We start from the raw sequence: 25,051 nt of genomic DNA on the forward strand, positions 1-25,051 counted from the left end.
TACGTCGGCGCCGACAACGACGGCGTATGATACGCGGACACGCGGCGGGGGAGCCTCGATGATGGCACAGTCGCTGCATCCCCGGATTCGGATCGTGTGGATCCTCCGCGCGGTGATCGTCGCGGCGGTCTTCTCTCTCCCCTTCGCCGGCGGGTTCTACATCGGCCGCCTCCCGATGTGGGCGCCCTTCGCCGCCGGCGGCGTCGTCCTCGCGCTCGGCGTGGTCCACGCCGTGCTCAAGTACCGACGGTGGAGCTACGAGATCCGCGAGGACGCGCTGTACCTCGACCGCGGCGTGGTTACGCAGGTCCGGACGACGGTGCCGCTGGTGCGGATCCAACACGTAGACTCCCGGCGCGGCCCGGTCGAGCGCGGCGTCGGGCTCGCTTCCTGCGTCGTGTACACGGCCGGCTCCCGCGGCGCGGACGTCCGGATTCCGGGACTGACGCCGGACGGCGCGAGCGACCTCCGCGAGGAGCTGAAGCGACTGGCGATCCGCGCGGACGGGGAGGACGCGGTGTGAAGCTCGCGCCCCAGTCGGTCCCGTACCGCGCGCTCCAGAAGGTGTCGGGATTCGTCGTGGTCGCCTTCTTCGTCGCGAACAGCAACGACTGGGGGCTCCCGGCGGCGGCGGCGGCCGGCGGCGCGATCCTCATCGCGGCGCTCGCGTACGAGACCGCCTACTACCGGCGCTTCGACTACGAGCTCACGGCGGACACCCTCGACATTTCCTCCGGGGTCATCTCGCGGCGCGAGCGGGAGATCCCCTACCGCCGGATCCAGAACGTCGACGTGAGCCAGAGCGTGATCCAGCGGGCGATCGGGATCGCCGCGGTCGACTTGGAGACCGCCGGCGGCTCCTCCACCGAGGGGTCGATCCGCTTCGTCAAGCCGGCGGAGGCGACCCGGCTCCGCCGCGAGGTCCAGCGCCGCAAGTCCGGCTCCTCGGCCGGCGAAGCGAGCGCGACTGAGGGCGCCGCCGACGGCGCCGACCGCGACGCCGTCGGGCCGGCGGAGGAGGAGCTGTTCGCCATCTCGCCGGGCGAGCTCGCCCTGGTCGGCGCGCTGTCGTTCGACGGCCGGCTCATCGGTCTGCTGGTCTTTCTGAGCTCGGGATCGGTCCCGGTGCTCTCGGGATTCATCCCCGAGGCGTCCGCCACCGCGCTCACCGCGACCGCCATCGTCGCAGTCGGCGGGCTGTTCCTCGTGTCGTGGATCCTCGGCGCGGGGGTCGCGTTCTCGAACTACTACGGTTTCCGTCTCTCGCGCGCCGGCGACGAGCTCAGGTACGAGCGCGGCCTGTTCCGGCGATACAGCGGCTCGATCCCGACCGAGAAGGTCCAGACGCTGACGGTCTCCGACAACCCGGCGAAGCGGGTGCTCGGGTACGCGAGCCTCTCGATCGAGACCGCCGGCTACGCCCCCGGCCAGTCCGCCGACGGGGGGAGTCAGGCGGCGGTCCCCATCGCGACGACGGACCGCGTCTACCGGCTCGCCCACGAGGTGGAGTCGTTCGGGACGCCGACGTTCTCCCGGCCGCCGAAGCGGATCCGGTGGCGCTACGTCTTCCGGTACGTCATCGCCGTCGCGGTCCTCGTCGGGGTCGCCTTCGCCGTCGACTGGTTCGTGACTCCGGACCTCCCGTGGTACGGCCCCGCCGTCCTCCTGCTTGCGGTGCCGCCGGCGGCGCACCTGAAGTGGAAGCACCGCGGCTACTGGCTCGGCGACGACCACCTGCTCACGCGCAACGGGTTCTGGAGCCGAACGGTGACCGTCGTCCCCTACTACCGGATCCAGACCGTCATCGACAGCCGGACGATATTCCAGCGCCGGTGGAACGTGGCGACGATCGTCGCCGACACCGCCGGGAGCAGCTCGTTCAGCGGCACGTCGGCGGCCGCCGTCGACTTCGAGCTCGACGAGGCGATCGAGCTCAGAGAGGAGTTACAGGAGCGGCTCCAGTCGGCGCTCACCACCCAGCGGGACCGCCGCGACCGCTTCGAGTGGTTCGAGGGCGACGTCGACGAGGCGGTCGAGGCGGGTCCCGACGACGACGCCGACGGGGTGGACGTCGCAGACGCCGAAGAGGCCGCCGGTGCCGGACGGGCCGGGGCTGGCAACGACGCCGACACCGGAGACGACGACGCCGCGACCGCGGGAGACGCCGGGATCCCCGACGCCGACCGAGATGCCGAACGCGGCGACACCCAGAGCGGGGATTCCTCCGACTCCGGCTCCGATGCCGACTCCGACCCCGTCGACGCCGAGGACGAACCCGAGATCCCCGACGACGGGGTGGTCCGGCCGGACTTCTCCACGACCGACCGCGACTACTCCGAGCCCGCGGAGCGGATCGACACCGGCGAGTACGCCGTCGACCGGTTCCCCTCGGACGCCGACGTGGCCCATCAGCGGGGCGGACGGAACGGAGAGGCCGACGAGGGGACGCCGGACGAGGAGACCGGCGAGGAGAGGACGTCGGATGGAGGGACGTCGAACCAGGAGACCGCGGAGGATCCGGCCGAGAGCGACGGCGGATCCGCGGGCGACGAAAAGTAGCGAGGCGTCCGCGGCCGCCTACTCGTCGAGCAACTGCTGAGCGATGGTGTTCCGCAGGACCTCGCTCGTCCCTTCGTATATCTCCGAGAGCTTCGCGTCTCGGTAGAAGCGCTCGGCGGGGAAGTCCTTCGTGTAGCCGTAGCCGCCGTGGATCTGGATTCCCTCGTTCGCGACCTCGCGGGAGATCTCCGAGGCGTACAGCTTCGCCTGCGCGGCCTCTTTGATGTAGTCCTCGTCGCGCATCTTCAGGTCCGCGGCCTCGTGCATCAACAGCTCCGCGGCGCGGGCCTTCGTGTCCATGTCGGCGAGCTTGTGCTGGATCGCCTGGAAGTCGGCGATGGCGTGGTCGAACTGCTCCCGCTCCTGCGCGTACGACTTCGCCTCGTCGAGCGCGGCCCGCGCGATGCCGACGGACCGCGCCGCGATCGTGATCCGGCCGCCGTTCAGCGTCTTCAGCGCCTGCACGAACCCCTCCCCCTCCTCGCCGAGCCGCCGGTCCTCGGGGATCCACATGTCGTCGAAGCGGAGCTCGGCGGTCGGACACCCCTTATCGCCGAGCTTGTCCTCCGTCCCCTCCACGATGAACCCGTCGTCCTCCTCGGGGCGCACGACGAACGAGGAAATCCCCTTCCGGCCGGCGTCGGGGTCGGTCTTCGCGAACAGGGTGATCGTGTCGGCGACGGAGCCGTTCGAGATCCAGAGCTTCCCCCCGTCGACGACGTAGCCGTCGCCGTCGGGCTCGGCCGTGGTCGTCATGGCTGGCACGTCCGAGCCGGCCTCGGCCTCAGAGAGCGCGAACGCCCCGACGTCCTCGCCCGTGTTCAAGGCGGTGAGGTACTCCTCCCTCTGTCGCTCGTCGCCGAACTCGTACAGCATGTTCCCCGCGAGCGACGTGTGGGCGGCGACGACGGTCCCGAGCCCGCCCGAGCCGCGCGAGATCTCGGCGAGGCCGATCGCGTAGCTGTGGTAGTCGAGCCCGGCGCCCTCGTACTCGACGGGGAACGGCATTCCCATGAGCCCGAGTTCGGCCATCTCGTCGATCAGGTCGGCCGGGAACTCGTCGGTCTCGTCGATCTCGGCGGCCCGTGGGACGACCTCCTCGTCGACGAATTCCGCGACCGTGTCGCGGATCTGACGCTGTTCCTCGGAGAGCGCGAAGTCCATGCCGTACACTCCCGCGCACGGCGACTTATCGGTTTCTACACGATCCTACACGGGGGCGAGGTTTCTCGCCGCCCTTCGGAGCGCAGTCGGTCGATCCCGTCCCTCGAACCCCGTCGGAATCGACGCCCGTCGGGGGTGCAGAGCCCGGCTCGTTCCACGAGGCTTTTTATGCGTTGTGCCGTAAGTGTCGGTAACCGAATGAGCGGACGAGCACACGGTCCCGCCGAGCCCGACCTTCCGTGGTGTCACGAGGCGGTTCAGGGCGTTTCTCGGACCTTCGCGCTGACGGTCGACGTGTTAGAGGAGCCGATGGCCTCGCAGATCTGCGTCGGGTACCTCCTCTGTCGAGTCGCCGACACCGTCGAGGACGCGGGTCACATCCCTCCCGAGGCGCAAAGCGACGTACTGCGCACCTACCGCGACGCCGTCGACCCGGGTTCGGACGTCGACATCGCCGAGTTCCGCGACGCCGTCGACGAGTGGCTCCCGGCGCCCGCCGAGCGCGACGAGGACTGGGAGGTCGTCGCCGAGGCCCCGACGATCGTGGCGACGTTCGAGGACCTCGATCCCGAGGCCCGCGAGGCCATCGTCCCGCCCGTGCTGGAGATGGTCGACGGGATGGCGATGTTCGTCGACCGCCACGCCACCGAGGGCGGGCTTCGCATCGACGACCGCGACGAGTTAGAGCAGTACTGCTACTACGCCGCCGGCACCGTCGGCAACCTCATCACGAACCTCCTCACCCGCGGCGACGTCGGCGAGGAGCGGGCGCGGCGCCTCCGCGACACCGCCGAGGAGTTCGGGCTCCTCCTCCAGCTCGTCAACGTCTCGAAGGACGTGTACGACGACTACACGGAGGAGAACAACGTCTACCTCCCCGCCGAGTGGCTGGCCGACGAGGGGGTCGAGCAGGAGCGCGTCGTCCACCCCGAGAACCGGGAGTCGTCGGCCCGCGTCGTCGGGCGCACCGCCGAGTACGCCCGGTCGTTCCTCGACGACGCGCAGGCGTACCTGGAGACGATGCCCCTCTCGAACGGGAACACGATGGAGGCGTGGACCGTCCCGTACCTGCTCGCGGTCGGCACCCTCCGCGAGCTCAACTCCCGGCCCGAGGACGCGCTCACCGAGACCGGCGTGAAAGTCTCCAGACAGGAGGTGTTCGCGGTGATGTCCGTCGCCGGCGAGGTCGGCCGCGACTCGCTGGCCGACCTCCGGCGGACGATCTCCCGGACCCCGTTTCACCGGGCCGTCGAGCCCGCGGACTGACGGACGACTCTTCTGACGGATTTCAGAGCCGCGCTCTCGCCCGCGAGACCGCCGGCACGCTGAGGCCGGTCGTCTCCGCCAGCGCCTCCGCCGCGCTCAGCAGCCACTCGGCGCGCTCGATCCGCGAGTCGAGGTCGCCCGGGCCGATCCGGTACGCCTCCACGAGCTCCTCGACGGTGGCGCCGCCGATCCACTCGTCGAGGATCCGCGCGGTCTTCACCGACTCCAGCCACTCCTCGAAGTCGTCGGTCTCGCCCATCGCCGTGGTCAGCTGACCCGCGTTCGCCCGGGCGAAGCGGTATATCTCGGCGCGCTCCTCGTTGCCGAGGTAGGTGTCCTGCATGTCGGGCGTGTCGCAGATCACCTCGAAGACGGTGAGCGTCGTCGCGCTCGCCATCTCGGCGGCCGTCCGGAGGCCGGCGACGATCCGCTCGCCGGTCTCCGGTCTGACGTACTGCTTCGAGGTGGTCTCGCCGACGGGCGTCGCGACCAGCCGGTAGGCGTCGACGCCGCCGGTCTCCCGGCGGACCATCCCGGCCGCGACGAGGTCGTCGACGGCGACCGCGACGGCGTCCGCGAGGCCGCCGGCGCCCGCCTCCCGCGCGTAGAAGGTGCCCTCGAAGACGCCGAGTATCTCCTCTTCCGTCTCGGCGAAGCCGGTCGCGATCGCGGAGAGGACGTGCGTCCGGAGCGACGCGGGGTCGGCGAGCTTCGACTCGACGGCCTCGGGCTCGCCCTCCACGTAGCGCTCGACGAGCTCGGCCTCGGTGTCCTCGTCGCCGACGAGCACCGCCTCGCCGTGCGGGTCGAGCCCGGGGCGGCCCGCGCGGCCGCACATCTGGTGGACCTCCAGCGTCGGGAGCCACTCCATCGCCGAGCCGGCGTAGCGCTTCTGGTCGCGGACCACGACGCGCCGCGCGGGGACGTTGACTCCGGCCGCGAGCGTCGGCGTCGCGCAGATGCAGGCGGCGTCGCGGTCGCGGAACGCCGCCTCCACGACGGACCGGTGCCCGGAGCGGAGCCCGGCGTGGTGGAAGGCCACGCCCGACCGGAGGCAGTCGGCGAGCTGTCGGCCGGTGACCGTGCCGTCGACGGCCTCGACCTCGTCGGCGGCGGCCTCGGCGGCCGACCCGATCCCCATCTCGCCCGCGAGGCCGTCCTCGGCGAGCCGCTCCGCCAGCGCGACCGCCTCGGTCCGCGACCGGACGAAGGCGAGGCACTGCCCGCCGTCGGCGACGGTGTCGGCGACGAGGGCGGCCGTGACCTCGGTGTCGTCGAGGCCGTCGTCGTCGTCACCGTCGGTCTCGGGGTTCGACTCGTCCGCGACAGCGACGTCGATCGCCGTCCCGTCGTCGAAGTCGACGTGCCCGCCGACGGCGACGCCGGTCCGGAGGTCGACCGGGCGCCAGTCGGACTCGACGAGCGTCGCGTCCAGCCACCCGGCGATCGCCTCCGGGTTGTCGACGGTGGCCGAGAGCGCGACGACCTGCACGTCGGGGTTCCGGCGGCGGAGCGTCGCGAGCGTCACTTCGAGGGTCGGGCCGCGTCGCTCGGCGCCGAGGAGGTGGACCTCGTCGACGACGACGCAGGCGAGCTCGTCGACCCAGTCGGCGCCGTTCCGGATCGCCGAGTCGACCTTCTCGCTGGTCGCGACGACGACGTCGTTGCCGGCGAGCGCCTCGCCCGTGGCGTCGAAGTCGCCCGTGGAGATGCCGACGTCGACGCCGGGGAGCGACGCGAACGCCTCGTACTTCTCGCGGGCGAGCGCGCGGAGCGGACAGACGTACAGCCCCGGGCCGTCCGCGGTCAACAGCCCGAGCTCGGCGACGAACGTCTTCCCGGAGGCCGTGGGGATCGCGGCGACGACGTTCGCGCCGTCGCAGACGCCGGCGTCGACGGCGGCCGCCTGCGGCGGGTACAGCTCGCGGATCCCCCGCTCGGCGAAGTGGTCGACGTACGGCTCGGCGAGCGGGAGGTCGCTGACGCGCATTCGGTCGTCGGTTCGGCCGGACCGTATTTAAACAGTCGGCGGGGCGGAAGCGGAGCCGCGTTTCGGTTCCGGACGCCGGTCGTGTCGCGTTCCGAGCCGCCTCGGGCCGTCAGTTCCCGTCGTCGAAGTCCTGAAACAGCTTCTCGAAGTCGTCTTCGTCCTCGGTGACCGCCTCCAGCGACTCGTCGGCCCGCGACCGGAGCTCGTTGATGCGGTCGGTGAGTCGCTGATACTCGTCGTTGTCGGCGAGTTCCGTGGCGCTCTTCTCGGTCTCCAACATCGCCTTCTTGGAGGTCAGCGAGAACAGCTCCTGCATCTCCGTGTCGTACTCTCCCCGTCGCAACAGCCCCGCGACCGTCTCCCTGAGGGTGTCGCTGGTGACGGGTTTCACGAGGTAGTCGTCGAACCCCATCTTCAGGATGTCGAAGTCGGGCTCGACGGCGGTGACCATCGCGACCCGGCAGTCGATGCCGCGCTCGCGGACGGCAGACAGCACCTCGTCGCCCGAGAGCCCCGGCATCCGCCTGTCCAACAGGATCGTATCGACATCGTCGTCGACTTCGTCGAGGTTCTCCAGCGCTTCCTGGCCGCCGTACGCGGTTCGAACGCGATACTCGTCGCCGAGCCACGCGGCGTACAGGTCGGCCAGATCTGGTTCGTCCTCGACCACGAGGACCAGCGGCGGTTGCTCACTCATGGATTCTCGGAGCGACGACGTGTTCGCTCACACGTTTCGTCTCTTCGCGGACTATATTAAAATACCTCTTCGGGACCACGCCGCCGCTATCGAACGCCGTCGGACCGTGGGCCGACCGTCGGCCGATCCGGCGAGCGATCACTCGTTCGGGCTGTAGTTCGGCGCCTCGTCGGTGATCATCACGTCGTGCGGGTGGCCCTCGGTCTGCCCGGCGCTGGAGACGCGGACGAACTCGGCTCGCTCGTGCAGCTCGGGGACGGTCGCGGCGCCGACGTACCCCATGCCGGAGCAGATCCCCCCGGTGAGCTGGTGGAGCTCCGAGGCGAGGCTCCCCTTGTACGGCGTCGCGGCCTCGACGCCCTCGGGCACGAACTCCTCGTCTTCGTCCTCCTCCTTGAGATAGCGGTCGCCGCCGCCGGACTTCATCGCGCCGACGGAGCCCATCCCGCGGTACTGCTTGTACTTCTTCCCCTGCATCGTGATGACGCGCCCGGGCGCCTCGTCGGTGCCGGCGAAGTACGAGCCGAGCATCACGGCGTTCGCGCCCGCGGCCAGCGCCTTGATCGCGTCGCCGGAGTAGCGGATCCCGCCGTCAGCGATCACCGGGACGCCTTGCTGGGACGCCACGTCCGCGACCTCCGAGACCGCGGTCATCTGCGGCATCCCGGCGCCGCTCACGACGCGCGTGGTGCAGATCGACCCCGGCCCGATCCCCACCTTCAGCCCGTCGGCGAAGTCGACGGCGGCCTCGGCGGCCTCGCGAGTCCCGACGTTGCCGACGACGACGTCGGCGTCGACGGTCTCTTTGATCGCGCGGGCGGAGTCGAGCACGTTGAGGTTGTGGGCGTGCGCGCAGTCGATGAAGATCACGTCGACGTCGGCCTCGTCGGCCGCGATCGCGCGTTCCTCCTCGAAGGGGCCGACGGCGACGCCGGCCAACAGGCGGCCCCTGTCGTCGCGGGCGGCCTCCTCGTGCTCGCGGCGCTGGAGGATGCCCTGCATGGTGATGAGCCCGACGAGGCGGTCTTCGCCGTCGACGATCGGGACGCGCTCGATCTTGTGGTCGTACATCAGTTCGAGCGCCTCGCGCGCGTCGACGTCCTCCGACGCGGTGATGACCTCGTCCGTCATCGCCTCGCTGACGGCGTCGTCCTCGCCGACCTCCAGGTAGGGGCGGATGTCCGTCCCGGAGATGATGCCGAGGACGGCGTCCTCCGCGTCGACGACCGGGGCGCCGGAGACGCCCTGTCGCTCCATCACGGCGTCGGCCTCGCGGACGGTGTCGTCGGGCGAGACCGTCACGACGTTCTCGCGGCGGATGACGAGCTCGTGGGCGCGCTTGACGCGCTCGACCTCGGCGGCCGTCTCCTCGACGGTCATGTTGCGGTGCAGGACGCCGAGGCCGCCCTCCCGGGCCATCGCGATCGCTAGGTCGCTCTCGGTGACGGTGTCCATCGCCGCCGAGAGGACCGGCACGGTGAGTTCGACGTTCTTCGAGACGCGCGCGGAGAGGTCGGCGTCGTCGGGCTCCACCCGGCTCTCCTTGGGGCGGAGGAGCACGTCGTCGAACGTCAGCGCTTCCGGCACGTCGAGCTTCGCAGAGAATCGACCGGAGTTGGTCTCCATATAAACCGTCGTGAGTGCCGCATCAAAAACGTTGCGAGTCCGCACGGACGTGCACCTCATTCTCATTCGAGTTCGATATATATGCACGGGTGTGGATCATATCGCGCGCGGCGGAGCCGATATCGAACCTGACCGGCACGGGTGCTCGTCAGGCGTTCGGCGCGAGTGCCAGCCTCGCGCTCTCCACGGACGAGGCGCCTGCGACCTCCCTTCGATCACCCGCACTCGGCTCTCGCCTTCGATCACCCGCCCTCGGCTCTCGCGTGTCACAGTTCGACAGGCACGTCCGCGAGCCGTCTCCCACGGATCGGCGCTCTAACGCCGGCGCCGTCGACGGATCGCCGGCGAAATCCGGGATTCGTCACCGGTTCGTACCCGCCTTTTTAAATGAGATACAGCGATCGTCCGTGTCGTGCGGACAGGTCTCACACAACCTTTAACGCAACCGAAACGCGTATATAGAGTATGGACTCCGACAGTCCCGTGAACGCGCGCACCGCCGGCCAGCCGATCCGCACCCTCGGCGCCTCCTTTACAGCCGGCAATCCGCGCAAACTCTTTACATGGGCTGGTCGGGCCGCTCGCGGCTTCGACTCCGCACGCCGGGCCCTCGGCTATCGCGGGTCGTCTGCTTCCCACCGTGTACCCGTCGGTCAGGGACATCGCCCCTGAATGAGCGTTTCACGCCACCCGATAGCGCTCCGCTTAGAGCGGCAGGTGGGCAGCGCGACGAAGCTGCTCGCGACCGTCATGGTGCTGCCGCTGATCGACGGCATCTTCCCGGCGTTAGTCATCGCCGGCGTGTTGGGCACCGCCACCGGCGTCGTCGAGACCGGGATCCTCATCTTCGGCGGGTCGGCCACCGCGGCCGTGATCCTCGCCGAAATGGACGGGAGCCGCCGGGAGATGGCGACCTCCGTGTTGTTGATCGGCGCGGTGGTCGTTCCCATCGCGGCGATCGAGGCGGCGTTCGCGCCGACGTTCAAGGCGTTCCTCGACCTCCACGTCTTCGAGCGGTTCGCGGGGCTGGTGATCCTCACGATCGCCGCCAAGACCGCGAGCTCGGAGATCGGCGAGTACCTCCCGAGCCCGGGCGTCATCATCGCGCTCGGGTTCGTCGCGAGCTTCGACCCTGCCGGCTTCGCCGTGCGCCCGGGCGAGATGACCTCGCCGGAGTACGTCGTTAACGGCGCCGCCGCGGCGGGCGTCGGCGTCTCGTTCGCCCTCGCGGTCGCGCTGCTGTCGCCGCACCTCCGGGGCCGCGTCGACATCGACCGCTTCCGGTTCGGTTCGGCGGTCGCGCTCGGCGTGCTCGCGCTCCCGATCCTGCTCGGTCCGTTCGACCTGATGCAGACCGAGGCGCCCATCGCGCTGGCCGTCCTCGCCGTCACCACGCTCTTCGCGTACGACCCGAACGCCGGTCCCGTCGCGGACTCCGGCGGCGACTCGCCGGGCGACGAGGACGGGCCGGGCGACGGTCCCCGCGACGGCGACGACGAAGACGCCGACGAGGAGGGAGGCTCCGACGAGGCGCCCGCGGACGGAGATCCCGCGCCGACCGACCCGCCGCTCGACGCCCCGCCGGACGCGCCCGGGCCGATCGTGGACGACGACGTGGCGGTGCTGGCCAACGGCGGCGACCGCGACGCGGGCGACGACGAGTCGGACCCGTTCACCGACGACGACTCCCGGGCGCCCTGGCTGTAGGCGTCGCGTCGCGATCGGCGGCTCCCCACACCGGCGTGTCGCCGGGGTTTAGGTGCTCCGCCGTCTACGCGACGTATGTCCAATCGCGTCGTGCAGGGCCGAATGGTGACGCCCGAGAAGCTCGCGGAGCTGGTCGAAGGCGAGTCGGTGCTCGAAGCCGAGTCCATCGCGGACGCCGAGCGGGACTGCCCCGAGTGCGGCGGCGACGTCATCACCGTCGGCTACATGCCGAGCGTCACCGAGTTCGTCACCGGGTTCAAATGCCAGGAGTGCGACTGGAGCGACGACGACCGCTGAGGCTATCGCCGGGAACAGCGGTCGGACCTCGCTCGGTAACGGCGCCGCTCGCGTCGCCCTGTCGTCACTCGATCGCTCGCGTCGCCCTGTCGTCACCCGATCGCTCGCGATCGAAACCCCTTTATCCGCGTTTCGGCAACCACCTAATGCGATACCGCGTGGGGCTGTGGCCAAGCCAGGCATGGCGACTGACTCCAGAGGTTCGTGCCCGGGACGACACTCCAGACTGATATACCGAGCGGGCGACTGATCATCGCTCGCGTTGACGACCCTCTGGAGTTCCGAGGCGCACCGGAGATATCAGTCGATCGGGGGTTCAAATCCCTCCGGCCCCATAACGGTCTTCACGCTACCGTATCACCTCTAGTAGCAACTATTGCACCTCCTCCAAGATCGGTACTCCGGCCCGGTCGCTCACGGGCGCCCGTACCCACTCTGATCGACCTCGAAGTCGATGACCCGATAGAGACGGGGGGAATCCACCGCACCAACGCCTACCGCGTCACCGTCGCGGCCGCGAGCTACGTTCACGAAGTAGAGACAGTCCCCATGATGCACACGAAAGAAAGGGGTTCATTCGGTGGCATCGACTTGGCTCACAGGCCGGTCTGAATCCCGGAATCGAAGGGCTCGCACGCCTCGACGTGTCCCTCCTCGCGGACCTCCCGGCGTACCACGTCTCGACGACGGTTGCGAGCGAACAGCGGGACCGGAGATCGGTCGGCTGTTCGCCGTGATCCTCGCCCCGTCGGGGGAACGTTTAACCACGGGCTCTGTCGAAGTGGGTGGTATGGTTCGAACCCCCGTCAGCGGAGGCCGTTGACCGTGGCGGGAACCGTCTTCTGGGCGCTCGTTGTGCTGGCGACGCTCACCAGCCTCGCCACGGCGTGGGCGCTCGGCGCCAACAGCAACTCGCCGCCGTTCGCCCCGGCGATCGGCGCCAACGCCATCTCAACGATGCGGGCGGCCTTCCTCATCGGCATCCTCGCCGCGCTCGGCGCGCTCACGCAGGGCGGAGCGATCTCCGAGACGGTCGGGGCGGGGCTCATCAACGGCGTCCAGATAACGTCGCTGGCGGCGACGGCGGGACTGCTGACCGCGACCGGCTTCATGGCCTTCGGCGTCTACACCGGCTACCCGGTGCCGGCGGCGTTCGCGACGACGGGAGCGATGGTCGGCGTCGGCCTCTCGCTCGGCGGCGACCCCGCCATAGACACCTACCGCCGCATCGGGCTCTTCTGGTTGCTCGTCCCCCCCGTTTCGGGCGGGCTCGCCTATCTCACCGCCACCATTCTCCGGCGCGACGACATCCCGGAGACGGTCGGCGTCCCGCTACTCGCGGCGGTCGTCGGCGGCATCGTCGCCAACGTGCAGTTGGGCGTCATCCCGTCGCCGCCCGACGCGAGCCAGAGCTCCGTCGCGGGATTCATCGCGCGGCAGGTCGAGACGCCGATGGTCGCCGATGTCGACCCCGTGGTGGTGCTCGTCACGCTGACGGCCGCCGCGGCGTGGTTCCTGCTCATTCGGCGCCGGACCCAGGCGTCGGTCGAGGGCGGCATTCGGACGTTCCTCATCGTCCTCGGGAGCGTCGTCGCCTTCTCCAGCGGCGGCAGTCAGGTCGGGCTGGCGACCGGCCCGCTCGAGAACCTCTACGGGGTCGAACTCGGACTTCCCGGCGTCGTCCTGCTCGCGCTCGGCGCGACCGGCATCCTCGCCGGCGCCTGGATGGGGGCGCCGAAGCTCCTCCAAGCGACCTCCCGCGAGTACGCGCAGCTGGGGGTCAGGCGCTCGATCGCCGCGCTGGTTCCCGGGTTCATCATCGCGCAGCTGGCCATCGCTTTGGGGATCCCGATATCGTTCAACAACATCATCATCTCCGGGGTCATCGGCGGGGGGCTCGCCGGCGGCTCGGCGGGCGTCTCCCGTCGGAAGATCGGCGTGACCCTCGCGTTTTGGCTCATCACGCTCGTCGCCTCCATCGCGATCGGGTTCGGGCTCTACAAGGCCTTCGCCGCGGTGCTCGGCGGGTGAGGGCCCGGATCAGCGAACGACGGTCACGGTGACGGGGGCCTCGGCGACGACGCTGGTGGCCACGGTGCCGAGCACCCGGCGGGCGATACTTCCCCGCTCGTCAGCGTGCCCGCCCATCACCACGTGATCGACGTCGTGAGCGTCGACGTAGTCGAGAATGACCTCGGCCGGGTCGCCGCTCTCCACCGCCGTGTCGATCTCTCGATCGACCTCCGCGGCCCGCGCTCTCGCCCGCTCGACGATGCGGTCGGCCCCTTCACGCGCGGTCTCCTGACGCTCCTCGCCGGGTTCGAGAATGCCGCCCTCGCTCATCCCCGCGTCGATCGGGGTCACCACGTTCAGGACGGTCACCCGGCAGTCGAAGAGGTCGAGCGCCCGCGTGAGCGCCTCGTCGGCCAGCGGCGACCCGTCGAGCGGGACGAGGACGTGAGATGGCGCCATACGACGTTTCGGACCCGCCTGCACATAGTAACGATGGTCGTTCTACGCGCGTCCCCGGCCGACCGCCGCGAGTCGGCGACACGATCCGACGAGCGGTCGGCGATCTCGTTCGGATCGGGGCCGTGATTCTGGCCGCCGCGGCGGTAACGGTGCCCGGCGCGACCGGCGTCGTTTCCGGGTCGCGCACCGATACTGTCCGCATACCTATCAGTTAGAAATATAAGACAGTCTGAATATACTTCTCCGTCTCCCGAGCCCGAAGCGCGATTCGCGATCGGAGTCGAACGGCTGATCTGCGACCGACAATCTCTGCAGGCGGAGAGCGAGTTGGAGCGCGTGAAACTCCGTTTTAGACTGTTTCGGACGGGAACCGATCCTTGGCAGACTCTGACGACTCCGCTACAGTCGATCGCCTCGGGATGAGACGCTTCAGCCCTTTTCAGCTGGTTTGACCCTCTCGATTCGATGTTTCTCTCTGCGGCTTCGCTCCGATCTCAGATCGCTCTCCGTAGGGTCCTGAACGCTCTTATATACCTATACAATTTGAGAATACGCGTTATATAACGGTATTTAAATATTATTGATGGCTCGGAGCAGACGACCCGAAACCGTCACGCGCCGCCGTCGTCTCCCGGGACCGACGCGTGAGTCACCGCGACCGCCGGGACGGCTCTTCGATCGCGGGCGATCAGACGGATCGACCGGCGATTGCGCCCGGAACGGACCGGTATCCGGCGGCGCTCGGCGGTGCGTAACCGTCCGCGTTCACTCGCCGTGGTCCGCGAGGACGTCGCGGACCGATTCGGTGATGATGTCCATGCCGACCTCCGCCTGGCGCTGCGTCAACACGAGCGGCGGGAGCAGGCGAAGGACGCTCTTGTGGCGTCCGGCGTACCACACGAGCACGCCCCTGTGGTAGCACTCGCGCTGGATCGATTCGACGAGCGACTTCGAGGGTCCGCCGTCCACCTCGAACTCGACGCCCGTGAACTGCCCCTTTCCGCGGATATCGACGATCTCGGGGACGTCCTCGGCGAGCTCGCGGAACCGCGACCGGATGTACCCCCCGACCTCCGTCGCGTGGTCGAGGAGGTCGTGCTCTTCGACGTACTCGATCGCGCGCGTCCCGCCGACGAACGCGGGGACGTTCCCGCGGAACGTGCCGACGTGACCGCCCGGCCCCCACGTGTCGTACTCCTCGTGATACATCATCGCGCCGATGGGGAGCCCCGAGCCGCCGATCCCCTTCGCCATCGTCATCGCGTCCGGCGTCACGTCCCAGTGCTCGGCCGCGAACCACTCGCCGGTACGCCCGAACCCGGTCTGGATCTCGTCGAAGATCAGCATCGCGTCGTTGTCGTCCGCGATGTCGCGGAGCCCCTCGAGGAACCCCTCCGGCGGGACGACGACGCCGCCCTCGCCCTGGATCGGCTCGACCCAGATCCCCGCGGGCGACTCGTGGCCCCCGTACGGGCCCTCGAACTTCCGTTGAACCGCGTCCAGCGCACGGGCACAGGTACCCGCCTGACAGCAGTTCTCGGCGGGACAGAACGACTCGACGTCACCGCTCGGCCCCGGCTCGCTGGGGTTGGGGAACGGGACGTGGACGGCGTCGGCCAACAGCGGGCCGTATCCCTCCTTGTACGCCTTGCCGGCGGTGAGGCTGAGCGCCCCGGCGGTCGTCCCGTGGTACGACCCCTCGAAGGCGAGGGTTCCGTGGCGGCCGGTGTTGTGTTTGGCGAGCTTGATCGACCCCTCGATCGCGTCGCTGCCGCTCGGTCCGCCGAAGATGACCTTGCTGTTTCCGGAGAGACCGTCGGGCGCGATGTCGTTGAGCCGTTCGATGAACTCGATCCGCGCCTCGGTGGGGAAGTCCACCGTATGGGTGAGCTTATCGAGCTGCTCGTGGACCCCCTCCAGCACGTACGGGTTGGAATGGCCGACGTTCAACACGCCGATGCCGGCGAAGAAGTCGAGGAACGTGTTTCCGTCGACGTCCCTGATGGTCGCGCCCTTGGCCTCCTCGAGCGCCACCGGTATGCGGCGCGGGTACGCGACCGCGTTGCTGTCGACCTCCCGTTGCCGTTCCAGCAGCCGCTCCGTTTGCGGCCCGGGTACCGGCTCCACGTCAGGCTCCATCGAGAAGTGGAGCTCGTCGATCGGTGGGCTTGCTACCATGTGACAGGAATTTGCGCGAGGATGTATATAATTAGTGATTGTGCAATAATATCTATTTCAGGGAGTCTGTGTACTAGCTAAAAAGTCTTATTTGAACATTGTTCAATAAATGTAATTCTCTCAGGACCTACCACTTATCATTTGAATCAGAATCTAGCCGAAGTGGTTCTAACACTCAAACACAATGATCGGCGGATACTCATGAAGAGCGTCGGCGACACGGCGACCGCGTCGACCGCGGTCACCGGTCGTCGACGCCCGGGTCCGCGGCCATCTCGGCGGTCCGCACCGCCGCGACGTTCTCCGCCACGTCGTGGACCCGGACGATGTCGGCGCCGCGGTCGGCCGCCAGCGACGTCGCCGCGAGGGTCGCGGGAAGGCGGTCTCCGGACGCCTCGCGTCCGACGAGCCCGAACATCGACTTCCGCGAGTGGCCGACGAGCACCGGGCAGCCGAGCGCCCGGAACTCGTCGAGGCGGCCCAAGAGCTCGAAGCTCTCGACGGCCGACTTGCCGAATCCGAGTCCCGGATCGACGATGATCTGCGACCGGTCAAGCCCGGCCTTCTCCGCCAAGAGCACCCGCTCGGAGAGCGCAGCCAGCGTGTCGTCGACCACGTCGTCGTACTCGACGTCGACGTCGGGATCGACCGGCGTCTCTATCGAGTGCATCACGACCACCGGCACTTGGTGTTCGGCGGCGACCAGCCGCATCTCCGGGTCTTCGAGCCCCGAGACGTCGTTGAGCACGTCCGCGCCGGCCGCGAGCGCCGCCCTCGCCACCGCGGCCTTCCGGGTGTCGATCGAGACGAACACGTCGAGATCGGCCAGCGCCTCGACGACCGGGCGCACGCGGTCGATCTCCTCGTCGACCGGCACGGGATCGGCGCCCGGTCGGGTCGACTCCCCGCCGACGTCGACGATATCGGCGCCGGCTTCGACCATCGCCTCGGCGCGGGCGACGGCGTCGTCCCGGGCCTCGAAGCGCCCGCCGTCGTGGAACGAGTCCGGCGTGACGTTCAACACGCCCATGACCGCGGTCCCGGAGTCCCACGGATAGACCGCAGCGTCCGTGTCCGTTTCGGACGCGGCTTCGAGGTCCAGCGTCTCCCGGAGGTCGTCGCCCACGACCTCGAGGCCGTGGGGCTCGCCGTCGAGCGCGTCGAGGAGCCGTCGGAACTGCGCGACCGTCCCCATCAATGCGATGTCGACGGGTTCGCGGCCGCGCGTCGAGAGCCCGGAGACGACGCACCGGCCGCCGATCGACAGCAACTCCCGCCTCACGTGATCGGCCTGGCGGGGGGAGAGTCGGGTGGTAACGACTCGGTGCACGCCGTCCGCACGCGCCCGCTGGACGTCGCCGGCGCTCACGTCGGCGGCCTCCATGACCGCGGCGGCGGTTTCGAGGTCGTCGACCCGCCGAGGCACGTGCAGCCGCGTCCAGCGCCGGCGGGCCTCCGCGACGACCCGTAACGATCCGCAGATCAGCACGGCGTCGCCCGCGTCGGCGGCCGACAGCGCGGCGTCGACGGCGTCGGCCACGGACCCTCGCGTGCCCGCGTCGACGGCGTCGTCGAACGCCGACGCGAGTATCGCTGGCGTCTCCGCTCGTTCGAGGTCCGGCCGGCAGGCGTAGACGCGGTCGGCGTCCGGCAGCGCCGCCGCCATCTCCGCAATGTCCTTATCGCACATCGCGCCGAAGACGATGTGGAGCGAGTCGCACTCGAACGTCGAGAGCGTCTCGGCCACCCCCTCGCAGCTGGCCGGGTTGTGCGCGCCGTCCAGCACGACGAGCGGATTCCGTTCCATCACCTCGAAGCGGCCAGCCCAGTGCGCGTTCCGGAGCCCGCGCTCGACGGCGGCCGGGGAGACGCCGTCGAACTGCCGGGCCAGCGCCGCGGCGACGCCGGCGTTGCGGACCTGGTACGCGCCCAGCAACGGGAGGGACGTCCTCGCCGACCAGTCGTCGGTTTCGATCCCGACGGCCTGTTCTAAGCCCTCGCGGCCGCCGTCGGTCACCCGGAGGTCGGCGTCGGCGGCGGTTCCGACACGGTAGACGTCGGCGACCGACTCGACGGCCGACAGCGCCGCGCCGGTCGCGGCGGTCACGAGGGGCGCGTCGGCGGGGGCGACGGCGGCCAAGTCCCGGGCGATCTCCTCGACGGTGTCACCGAGCATGTCCGTGTGCTCGAGCGAGACGCTCGTGACTGCCGCCGCATCGGTATCCAGCGCGCTCGTCGCGTCGTACCGGCCGCCGATGCCGACCTCTAATACGGCGACGTCCACGTTTGCGCGGGCGAACGACCAGACGGCGAGCGCCGTGAGCGCCTCGAAGAACGTCGGCGGGTCGCCCTCGGCCGTCCGATCGTTCACGTAGGGTTCCACCCGCTCGACGAATTCGGTGACGGCCTGCTTCGAGACCGTTCGCCCGTCGAGGCGTATCCGCTCTCTGACGTCGTTCAAGTGGGGCGAGGTGTAGATGCCGACGTCGTATCCGGCCTGCCGCAGCACGCTCTCGACCATGCGAGCGGTGCTCCCCTTCCCGTTCGACCCCGCCACCTGAACGACCTGCAATTCCTCGCCGGGGCCGTCGAGGTGGTCGAGCAGGCGTCGCGTCGACTCGACGCCCTCGGCCGGTGGGTACCGGCGGAGGTCGAAGAGGAAGTTCGCCGCCTCGTGGTATTCCATATCAAAGGGAGTAGGGCGAACGGTTTATCGGTTTTTCCCCGCCGGCACGGAGCCGCCTCGGCGAGGAGGTTCGCGGACGCGTATTACGGGCGTTCAGGGCCGTTCCGTCCGGGAGACGGGAAAGCGATCGTCGGCCGGTAGCCGGTGGAAGGCAGATCTCACGGCGAGCGACGGCGCCGGGGACCGAGTCGTGGCAGTTTCCGGGGTCTTGACCGGTTGCGTTCGTCGGGAGCGACGGACCCCCGGATACGCCTCCGCCCCGAGTCCTGTCGTCCGACTGGTCGGTCGTGGATCCGAATCTCTACGTCCCAGTTCACTGGGAAGTTCGGGTTTACCGCGTCCGGAAGGCGGTCGGTTCCCGGGTCCGGGCTCGGATCGGGATCGGGAGACGACGACGAACCGACCGGTCGCCGAAACGAGAACCCGACCGACTGAGGCACCTCCGCAACGCTCCGAACGTCGAATGCGACGATTAATGATAACATCTAACACGAATACGGCCGATCGTTCGAACGGCGCCCACAGCGACCGGGCGGCCCTGATCCGAGCGGAATCGACCGAGGTGTACCTATGTCAGAGACGCAATCCCCAAACCGAGAACTGGTACGCGACTACCTGAAGGCGTTCAACGAACAGGACCGGGACCGGATGACCGAGCTGCTCGCCGAGGATGTCGTCGAGCACGGGATCGTCGAGGAGCTGCACGGGATCGAGGAGATACTCGGCTTCCTCGACGCGCACTTCGAGACGTTCCCCGACTACGGCGGAACCACGGAGGCGATGACGGCGGAGGACGACCTCGTCACCGTTCGATACACCGTCGCCGGGACCCACACCGGCCAGTACCGCGACATCGAACCGACCGGCCACACCGTCGAGTGGACCGGCATCGCGATGTACCGCATCGAAGGCGACGAGATCGTCGAGATCTGGATCGAAGAGGACCGGCTCGGCCTGCTCGAACAGCTCGAGGTCGTCGACCCGCCGGCCCACCTGCGCATCTGAGACGGCCGCTCCGCCCCGTGACGCCATCCCGCTCGAACCGCCACGCTCTCCCTCCAAGTATTTCGTCTTATCTCGGAAGGTGACGAACGGCCCGGATCGGCCGCCGCCGATCGGGCTACGGTAACTCGACGTCGACGCCCGACTGGAGGCCGGCGGCCTTCGTCGTGTTGTACATGAGCATCGCGATCGTGAGCGGGCCGACGCCGCCGGGGACCGGCGTGATGGCCGACGCCTTCTGTTTCGCGCTCTCGAAGTCGACGTCGCCGACGAGTTCGTACCCCTTCTCCGTGTCGGCGTCGACCCGATTCACGCCGACGTCGACGACGACGACGCCCTCCGAGAGCATCGATCCGTCGATCATCTCCGGGACGCCCGCGGCCGCGATGACGATGTCGGCGGCGCGGGTCTTCGCCGCCAGATCGGTGGTCCGGGAGTGACACACCGTCGTGGTGGCGTTGCCGCCCGGCGCCTTCTGTACCAGGAGGTTCGCCATCGGCTTCCCGACGATGTCCGACCGCCCGACGACGACGGCGTCTTTCCCCTCTGTGTCGACGTCGGCGGCCGCGAGGAGCTTCTGGATGCCGTGCGGCGTACACGGCTTGTATCGCGCGTCTCCGGCGACCATGCGGCCGACGTTCTCGGGGTGGAAGCCGTCGACGTCCTTCATCGGGTCGATGCTCCGGAGGATCCGCCGGGCGTCGACGTGGTCGGGAACCGGCATCTGCACTAAGATCCCGTGCACCGAGGGGTCCTCGTTTAGCTCCTCGACTCGGTCGAAGAGCCGATCGGCGGGCGCGTCGGCGTCGATCTCGTGGTGGTAACTCTCGATGCCGATCTCCTCGCAGGCCCGTCGTTTCATCGAGACGTACGTCTCGCTCGCCCCGTCGTCGCTCATCAGTACCGTCGCTAGCCCCGGAGTGACGCCCGCGTCCGCGAGCGTCCCCACGCAGTCGCCGACGTCGGCTCGGATCCGATCGCCGATCTCGTTACCGTCGATTATCGTCGTCATGGTGGTGATGTCGTTGTCATGGTGGTGATGTCGTTGTCATGGTGATGATGTCGTTGTCATGGTGATGATGTCGTTGTCATGGTGATGGTGGTTTCCTCGCCGTCGCCGACGGCCGGAACGCGCCGACGGAACGCGACGGCCGATGCAGCGTTATCAGTTCGCATGCTACTGTTCGGTCGGGACGTAAAGTCGCGGGCGGGGAATAGTACGGGTATTAAAATACCCACCGATTTTCGTTCCGCTCGTGTGACAATTCGAGTTTGCGTCGGATGGATCGTCACTCCGCAGAACGTTTTTGACCGAACGTCCGTTATCCGTGGTATCAGTTCCGAACGATCTGTGACGGTCGTTCGGAGATGACTGTATCAAATGACAGATCCACTCGTCGTCACGGAGAGGGAATCGTTCATCGAGATTGCCGCCGCCGCCCCGGACGGTTCGCGGGTCCCGGTCGAGGTCCGCGTCACCGTCTCGGACCCGTTCGAGTCGTATCGGCGGGCGCGGAACGCGAACGGCGACGGCGTCTACCTGGAAACCACGGGGGGACAGCCGGGTTGGGGGTACTTCGCGACCGATCCGGTCGAACGGGTGCAGGTGGACGCGGAGGCGCCATCGGCCGACGGAGCCAGCCCGAGCGTCGAGGCCATCGACGCGCTGCTCGACCGCCAGCACCTCGTCCGCGGCGACTGCGACGTGCCGTATCCGTGCGGCGCGTTCGGCTGGCTCTCGTACGACGTCGCCCGGGAGCTCGAGGACCTGCCGACGACGACGGCGTCGGACGGACTGCCCCGGCTCCAGCTCGGCGTGTTCGACCGGGTCGCCGCCTGGGAGGAGCCCCGCGACGACGACGCGACCCGGCTTCGCGTGACCGCGTGCCCGGTCGTCGACGGGTCGCCGGCTGACGCATATAAGGCCGGCCGAGAGCGGGCGCTCGCGCTCGTCGAGGCGGCGCTCCACGGCGACGGCCGGACCGCCTCGCCTCCGACGCCTGAGAGGCGGGCGACCTTCGAGAGCGAGTGCGGTCAGGAGGCGTTCGCCGACCGGGTGCGGGCGATCAAAGAGCACGTCCGGGACGGCGACACCTTCCAGGCGAACGTCTCCCACCGGCTGGTCGCCCCGGTGACGGTCGATCCGGTCGACGCGTACGCGGCGCTGCGGCGGGTCAACCCGGCTCCCTACTCCGCGCTCGTCGAGTTCCCCGGGGTCGACCTGGTGAGCGCGAGCCCCGAACTCCTGATCGACGTGGAGGGTGACCGTCTGCTGACCGAGCCGATCGCCGGCACACGGCCGCGCGGCGAGACCGCGACGACCGACGCCGACCTCGAAGCGGACCTGCTGTCCGACGAGAAGGAGCGTGCCGAACACGCGATGCTGGTCGACCTCGAACGCAACGACCTCGGCAAGGTCAGCGAGTACGGCACCGTCGACGTGCGGGAGTACCGCCGGGTGGACCGGTACTCGGAGGTGATGCACCTCGTCAGCCTCGTCGAGGGCCGGCGCCGCGACGACTGCTCGATCGCCGACACGGTCGCCGCGGTGTTCCCCGGCGGCACCATCACCGGCGCGCCGAAACCCCGGACGATGGAGATCATCGACGAGATGGAGACGACCCGACGAGGCCCCTACACCGGCTCGATCGGCGTGTTCGGCTTCGATGACCGCGCGACGCTCAACATCGTCATCCGCACTCTCGTCCGGTACGACGACGAGTACCGGTTGCGGGTCGGCGCCGGGATCGTCCACGACTCCGTTCCCGAACTCGAGTACCGGGAGACGCTCGACAAGGCCCGCGCGCTGGTGACGGCCGTCGACGAGGCGCTCGGAGAGCAGGGGGCCCTCGCCGTGGACGCCGCGAGCGACCCGCTGGAGGGCGGCCGATGATACTCGTTATCGACAACTACGACTCATTCGCGTACAACCTGGTCCAGTACGTCGGCGAGTTCGACGACGTCGTCGTGAGGCGGAACGACGCAGTCGACGTCGCGGACGTCCGTGCCCTCGATCCCGACGGGATCGTCGTCTCGCCCGGGCCCGGCACGCCCGAGGCGGCCGGCGTCTCGATCCCGATCTTCGAGGAACTCTCCTACCCGACGCTCGGCGTCTGTCTGGGTCACCAGGCGCTGTGTGCGGCCAACGGGGCCACGGTCGGCCACGCCCCCGAGGTCGTGCACGGGAAGCCCTCGCTGGTCCGCCACGACGGGGCGGGGCTCTACGACGGCGTCGATGACCCCTTCGAGGTGGGTCGGTACCACTCGCTGGCCGTCGAGCGCGACGACATCCCCGGCGAGCTCGAGGAGACCGCTCACACCATCGCGGAGGGGCGGGCGGACGGGGCAGACGGCGTCGACGGGTCGAACGAGGCGGACGGGACGGACGGCGACGACGGCATCGTGATGGGCGTTCGCCATCGAGAACGGCCGCACATCGGCATGCAGTTCCACCCGGAGAGCATCCTCACGAGCCCGGGGAAGCGCATCATCGAGAACTTCTGTACGAGCATCGCGGGCGGGTGAGACGCCCGCCGCGGGGTCAGTCGTTGTCCGGTGGATCGAGATCCGGGTGGGTCTGGATCTCGGGGAGCCGGTTCCGGACGTGGCCGATGACTGAGGTGTGGCCTCTTTCGTGCCGATAGAACGTGCCCGTGAGCCCGATCAACGCCACGAGCGACAGGACGGCGAACGGCCCGCCGGTCAGGACGGCCAGCGCCTGCAGCGTCCCGGCGCCGCCGACGAGCAGCACGGCGACGGCGACGCTTCCCTGTAGGACTCCCCAGAAGACGATGCTCGCGCTCGAGGGCGCCAACCCCCGCTTGGCCGCGAGCGTCGCGACGACGAGCGTCGACGTGTCCGCCGACGTGGCCATGAAGGTGATGATGAGCGCCAGAAAGAGGAACATCAGCAGTTGGCTGAGCGGGAGCGCCTCGAACAGCGGGAAGCCGGCGACGGCCTCGGCACTCCCGTACGACGACATGGCCGCGAGCACGTCCGCCCGTCCGGTATGCTGGACGAACAGCGACGTACCGCCCAAGATCAGGAACCAGGCCATCGTCGCGGCCGAGGTGGCGATCACGCTGACGAACACCACCGTCCTGATGCGGCGCCCGCGGGAGAGGGCGGCGATGAACAGGCCGGCGAACGGCGCCCACGAGAACCACCACGACCAGTTCCAGACGGTCCAGTCGGCGACCCACTGGCCGTCGAGGTAGACGCTCAGCGGGACGAAGTTGACTGCGTAGCTCCCCAGCGCCTGCGTCCCCCGCTCGAAGACGAACGTTCGGGGGCCGACGGCGACGATGAGCGCGGCAAAGAGACCGAAGAGCAGCATCGTCACGCCCGAGATGCGCCGGATGCCGCGGTGGACGCCGCTCACCGCCGACAGGCAGAATATCAGCGTGAGCCCGCCCACGAACAGCACCGGGCCGAGCCGCCCCGCCGTGACGCCCCACTGGAAGCTCGTGCCCGTGAGGAACTGCTCGCTCACCAGCGCGACGGACGTCGCGATGCCGCCGATGATCGCGAACACTGCGAGCGTGTCCACGAGCGTGCTCCACCGGGAATCCAACCCGTCGACGCCGAGGAACGGCGCCAGGATCGTCGAGACGCGGAGCGGGGCGCCCCTGTTGAAGACGAAGTACGCGATTGGGACCCCGATGACGGCGTAGGCGCTCCACGCCGACAGTCCCCAGTGGAACAGGGCGTACGTTAACGCACCGCCGATGGCGGCGCTCGACTCCGGCGCGGCGTCGACGTACGGCGGCGGGGTCTGGTAGTGGAACAGCGCTTCCGCCGGTCCCCAGAACACCACTCCCGCCGCGATGCCGGCGGTGAACACGAGCGTAAAGAGCGTCGGCAGGGTGTACGACGGCTCGACGTCGGGACCACCGAGCTTGATCCCACCCCAGGGACCGAGGAGCAGGAACAGACAGTAACACACGGACACGAAGACGGCGGCGAGGAACACCGGACCGCCGACGCTGAGTATCGCGTCGGTCACGCCGCCGACGACGCCGGAGACGGCGTCGGGAAGGGCGACCTGCAGGAGGAAGAACAGCGCGAACAGGACGACGGCCGGCGCCAGCGTCGCCAGCTCCTGTCGGGCGAGGAACCCGCGCAGCATCTCTCGGACGCCCCGACGACGGACCCGCAACAGATACGACTCCGGCAACGCCCCCTCCTCGTCCGACGAGTGAGGGAGAACGGCGAGGTAGCCGAGGCCGGAGCTGAAGAACACCAAGGCGATCGTCAGCCACGCTTCGCCGGAGACGGTTTCACCGATAAAACCGGGAAAAAAGAACCCGGCGAGCACGATGGCCCCTGAGACGGCACACAGCGGCACGAGGACGCTTCCGGCGACTCCACCGCGCTGGCTCCCGGTACTCATACAGACCCATGTTAG

The 25,051-nt window shown here is 69.0% G+C and carries 18 protein-coding genes and 1 tRNA gene; 10 read left to right on the forward strand and 9 right to left on the reverse strand.

The genetic code is table 11. The features are described 5' to 3' along the window. Nucleotides 1-58 precede the first annotated feature (58 nt). Nucleotides 59-523, forward strand: a complete 465-nt coding sequence (locus tag DJ75_RS04850; protein WP_094523075.1) for a PH domain-containing protein — start codon at nt 59-61, stop codon at nt 521-523. Continuing rightward, nucleotides 520-2,559, forward strand: coding sequence for a PH domain-containing protein (locus DJ75_RS04855; protein ID WP_094523077.1), 2,040 nt, complete (start codon nt 520-522; stop codon nt 2,557-2,559). The genes DJ75_RS04850 and DJ75_RS04855 overlap by 4 nt, the downstream gene beginning before the upstream one ends. Nucleotides 2,560-2,577: 18 nt before the next feature. On the opposite strand, the gene DJ75_RS04860 is transcribed toward DJ75_RS04855, so the two are convergent. Then, nucleotides 2,578-3,723 carry an acyl-CoA dehydrogenase family protein gene (locus tag DJ75_RS04860; RefSeq protein WP_094523079.1) on the reverse strand — a complete coding sequence of 382 codons (1,146 nt, stop codon included), beginning with the start codon at nt 3,721-3,723 and terminating at the stop codon, nt 2,578-2,580. A 198-nt stretch (nt 3,724-3,921) separates the two neighbouring features. Here DJ75_RS04860 and DJ75_RS04865 point away from each other — a divergent pair, with 198 nt between their 5' ends. Then, nucleotides 3,922-4,989, forward strand: a complete 1,068-nt coding sequence (locus DJ75_RS04865; RefSeq protein WP_094523081.1) for a phytoene/squalene synthase family protein — start codon at nt 3,922-3,924, stop codon at nt 4,987-4,989. Nucleotides 4,990-5,011: 22 nt separating this feature from the next. Here DJ75_RS04865 and DJ75_RS04870 read toward each other — a convergent pair whose 3' ends face one another. The 3 genes from DJ75_RS04870 to guaB all read right to left on the reverse strand — a co-directional run bounded on the left by DJ75_RS04870 (nt 5,012) and on the right by guaB (nt 9,302). Continuing rightward, entirely contained in the window at nt 5,012-6,979 is a 1,968-nt protein-coding gene (locus tag DJ75_RS04870; RefSeq protein ID WP_094523083.1) for a DEAD/DEAH box helicase, read from the reverse strand. 109 nt (nt 6,980-7,088) lie between these two features. Further along, complete coding sequence (locus DJ75_RS04875; protein WP_094523085.1) at nt 7,089-7,676, reverse strand: HalX domain-containing protein; 588 nt, start codon at nt 7,674-7,676, stop codon at nt 7,089-7,091. A gap of 138 nt (nt 7,677-7,814) precedes the next feature. Further along, a complete protein-coding gene (guaB, locus tag DJ75_RS04880) occupies nt 7,815-9,302 on the reverse strand; it encodes an IMP dehydrogenase (RefSeq protein ID WP_094523087.1) in 1,488 nt (495 codons plus the stop codon). Nucleotides 9,303-9,974: 672 nt separating this feature from the next. On the opposite strand from guaB, the gene DJ75_RS04890 reads away from it, so the two are divergent. From DJ75_RS04890 to DJ75_RS04900, 4 genes are all read left to right on the forward strand, one after another. After that, on the forward strand, nt 9,975-11,009 hold the full coding sequence (locus DJ75_RS04890; protein WP_094523091.1) for a DUF5794 domain-containing protein: 1,035 nt from the start codon (nt 9,975-9,977) through the stop codon (nt 11,007-11,009). A gap of 75 nt (nt 11,010-11,084) precedes the next feature. Further along, complete coding sequence (locus DJ75_RS04895; protein WP_094523093.1) at nt 11,085-11,306, forward strand: DUF5795 family protein; 222 nt, start codon at nt 11,085-11,087, stop codon at nt 11,304-11,306. Between the two features lie 160 nt (nt 11,307-11,466). Further along, nucleotides 11,467-11,641: transfer RNA gene (locus DJ75_RS18500), tRNA-Trp, on the forward strand. Between the two features lie 490 nt (nt 11,642-12,131). After that, nucleotides 12,132-13,337: an inorganic phosphate transporter gene (locus tag DJ75_RS04900; protein ID WP_094523095.1), complete on the forward strand. Its 1,206-nt coding sequence runs from the start codon at nt 12,132-12,134 to the stop codon at nt 13,335-13,337. A 9-nt stretch (nt 13,338-13,346) separates the two neighbouring features. Here DJ75_RS04900 and DJ75_RS04905 read toward each other — a convergent pair whose 3' ends face one another. From DJ75_RS04905 to folP, 3 genes are all read right to left on the reverse strand, one after another. Next, nucleotides 13,347-13,778: a universal stress protein gene (locus tag DJ75_RS04905; protein WP_094523097.1), complete on the reverse strand. Its 432-nt coding sequence runs from the start codon at nt 13,776-13,778 to the stop codon at nt 13,347-13,349. Nucleotides 13,779-14,543: 765 nt separating this feature from the next. Next, nucleotides 14,544-15,956: an aspartate aminotransferase family protein gene (locus DJ75_RS04910; RefSeq protein ID WP_094523099.1), complete on the reverse strand. Its 1,413-nt coding sequence runs from the start codon at nt 15,954-15,956 to the stop codon at nt 14,544-14,546. Nucleotides 15,957-16,197: 241 nt separating this feature from the next. Beyond that, entirely contained in the window at nt 16,198-18,642 is a 2,445-nt protein-coding gene (gene folP / locus DJ75_RS04915; protein ID WP_094523101.1) for a dihydropteroate synthase, read from the reverse strand. Nucleotides 18,643-19,212: 570 nt separating this feature from the next. On the opposite strand from folP, the gene DJ75_RS04920 reads away from it, so the two are divergent. Continuing rightward, entirely contained in the window at nt 19,213-19,647 is a 435-nt protein-coding gene (locus DJ75_RS04920; RefSeq protein ID WP_094523103.1) for an ester cyclase, read from the forward strand. Nucleotides 19,648-19,762: 115 nt separating this feature from the next. Here the strand turns inward: DJ75_RS04920 and DJ75_RS04925 are convergent, their stop codons facing one another. Continuing rightward, the gene (locus DJ75_RS04925; RefSeq protein WP_094523105.1) at nt 19,763-20,656 is read right to left on the reverse strand and encodes a bifunctional methylenetetrahydrofolate dehydrogenase/methenyltetrahydrofolate cyclohydrolase; all 894 of its coding nucleotides are present in this window, start codon (nt 20,654-20,656) and stop codon (nt 19,763-19,765) included. A 369-nt stretch (nt 20,657-21,025) separates the two neighbouring features. Between DJ75_RS04925 and DJ75_RS04930 the strand changes: the two genes are divergently transcribed. Beyond that, entirely contained in the window at nt 21,026-22,537 is a 1,512-nt protein-coding gene (locus DJ75_RS04930; RefSeq protein ID WP_094523107.1) for an anthranilate synthase component I family protein, read from the forward strand. Then, a complete protein-coding gene (locus tag DJ75_RS04935) occupies nt 22,534-23,169 on the forward strand; it encodes an aminodeoxychorismate/anthranilate synthase component II (protein ID WP_094523109.1) in 636 nt (211 codons plus the stop codon). The genes DJ75_RS04930 and DJ75_RS04935 overlap by 4 nt, the downstream gene beginning before the upstream one ends. Nucleotides 23,170-23,185: 16 nt before the next feature. Here the strand turns inward: DJ75_RS04935 and DJ75_RS04940 are convergent, their stop codons facing one another. Beyond that, nucleotides 23,186-25,036 carry a BCCT family transporter gene (locus tag DJ75_RS04940; protein WP_094523111.1) on the reverse strand — a complete coding sequence of 617 codons (1,851 nt, stop codon included), beginning with the start codon at nt 25,034-25,036 and terminating at the stop codon, nt 23,186-23,188. Nucleotides 25,037-25,051 lie beyond the last annotated feature (15 nt).

Source organism: Halorubrum sp. Eb13, from assembly GCF_002252895.1.
GTDB lineage: Archaea > Halobacteriota > Halobacteria > Halobacteriales > Haloferacaceae > Halorubrum.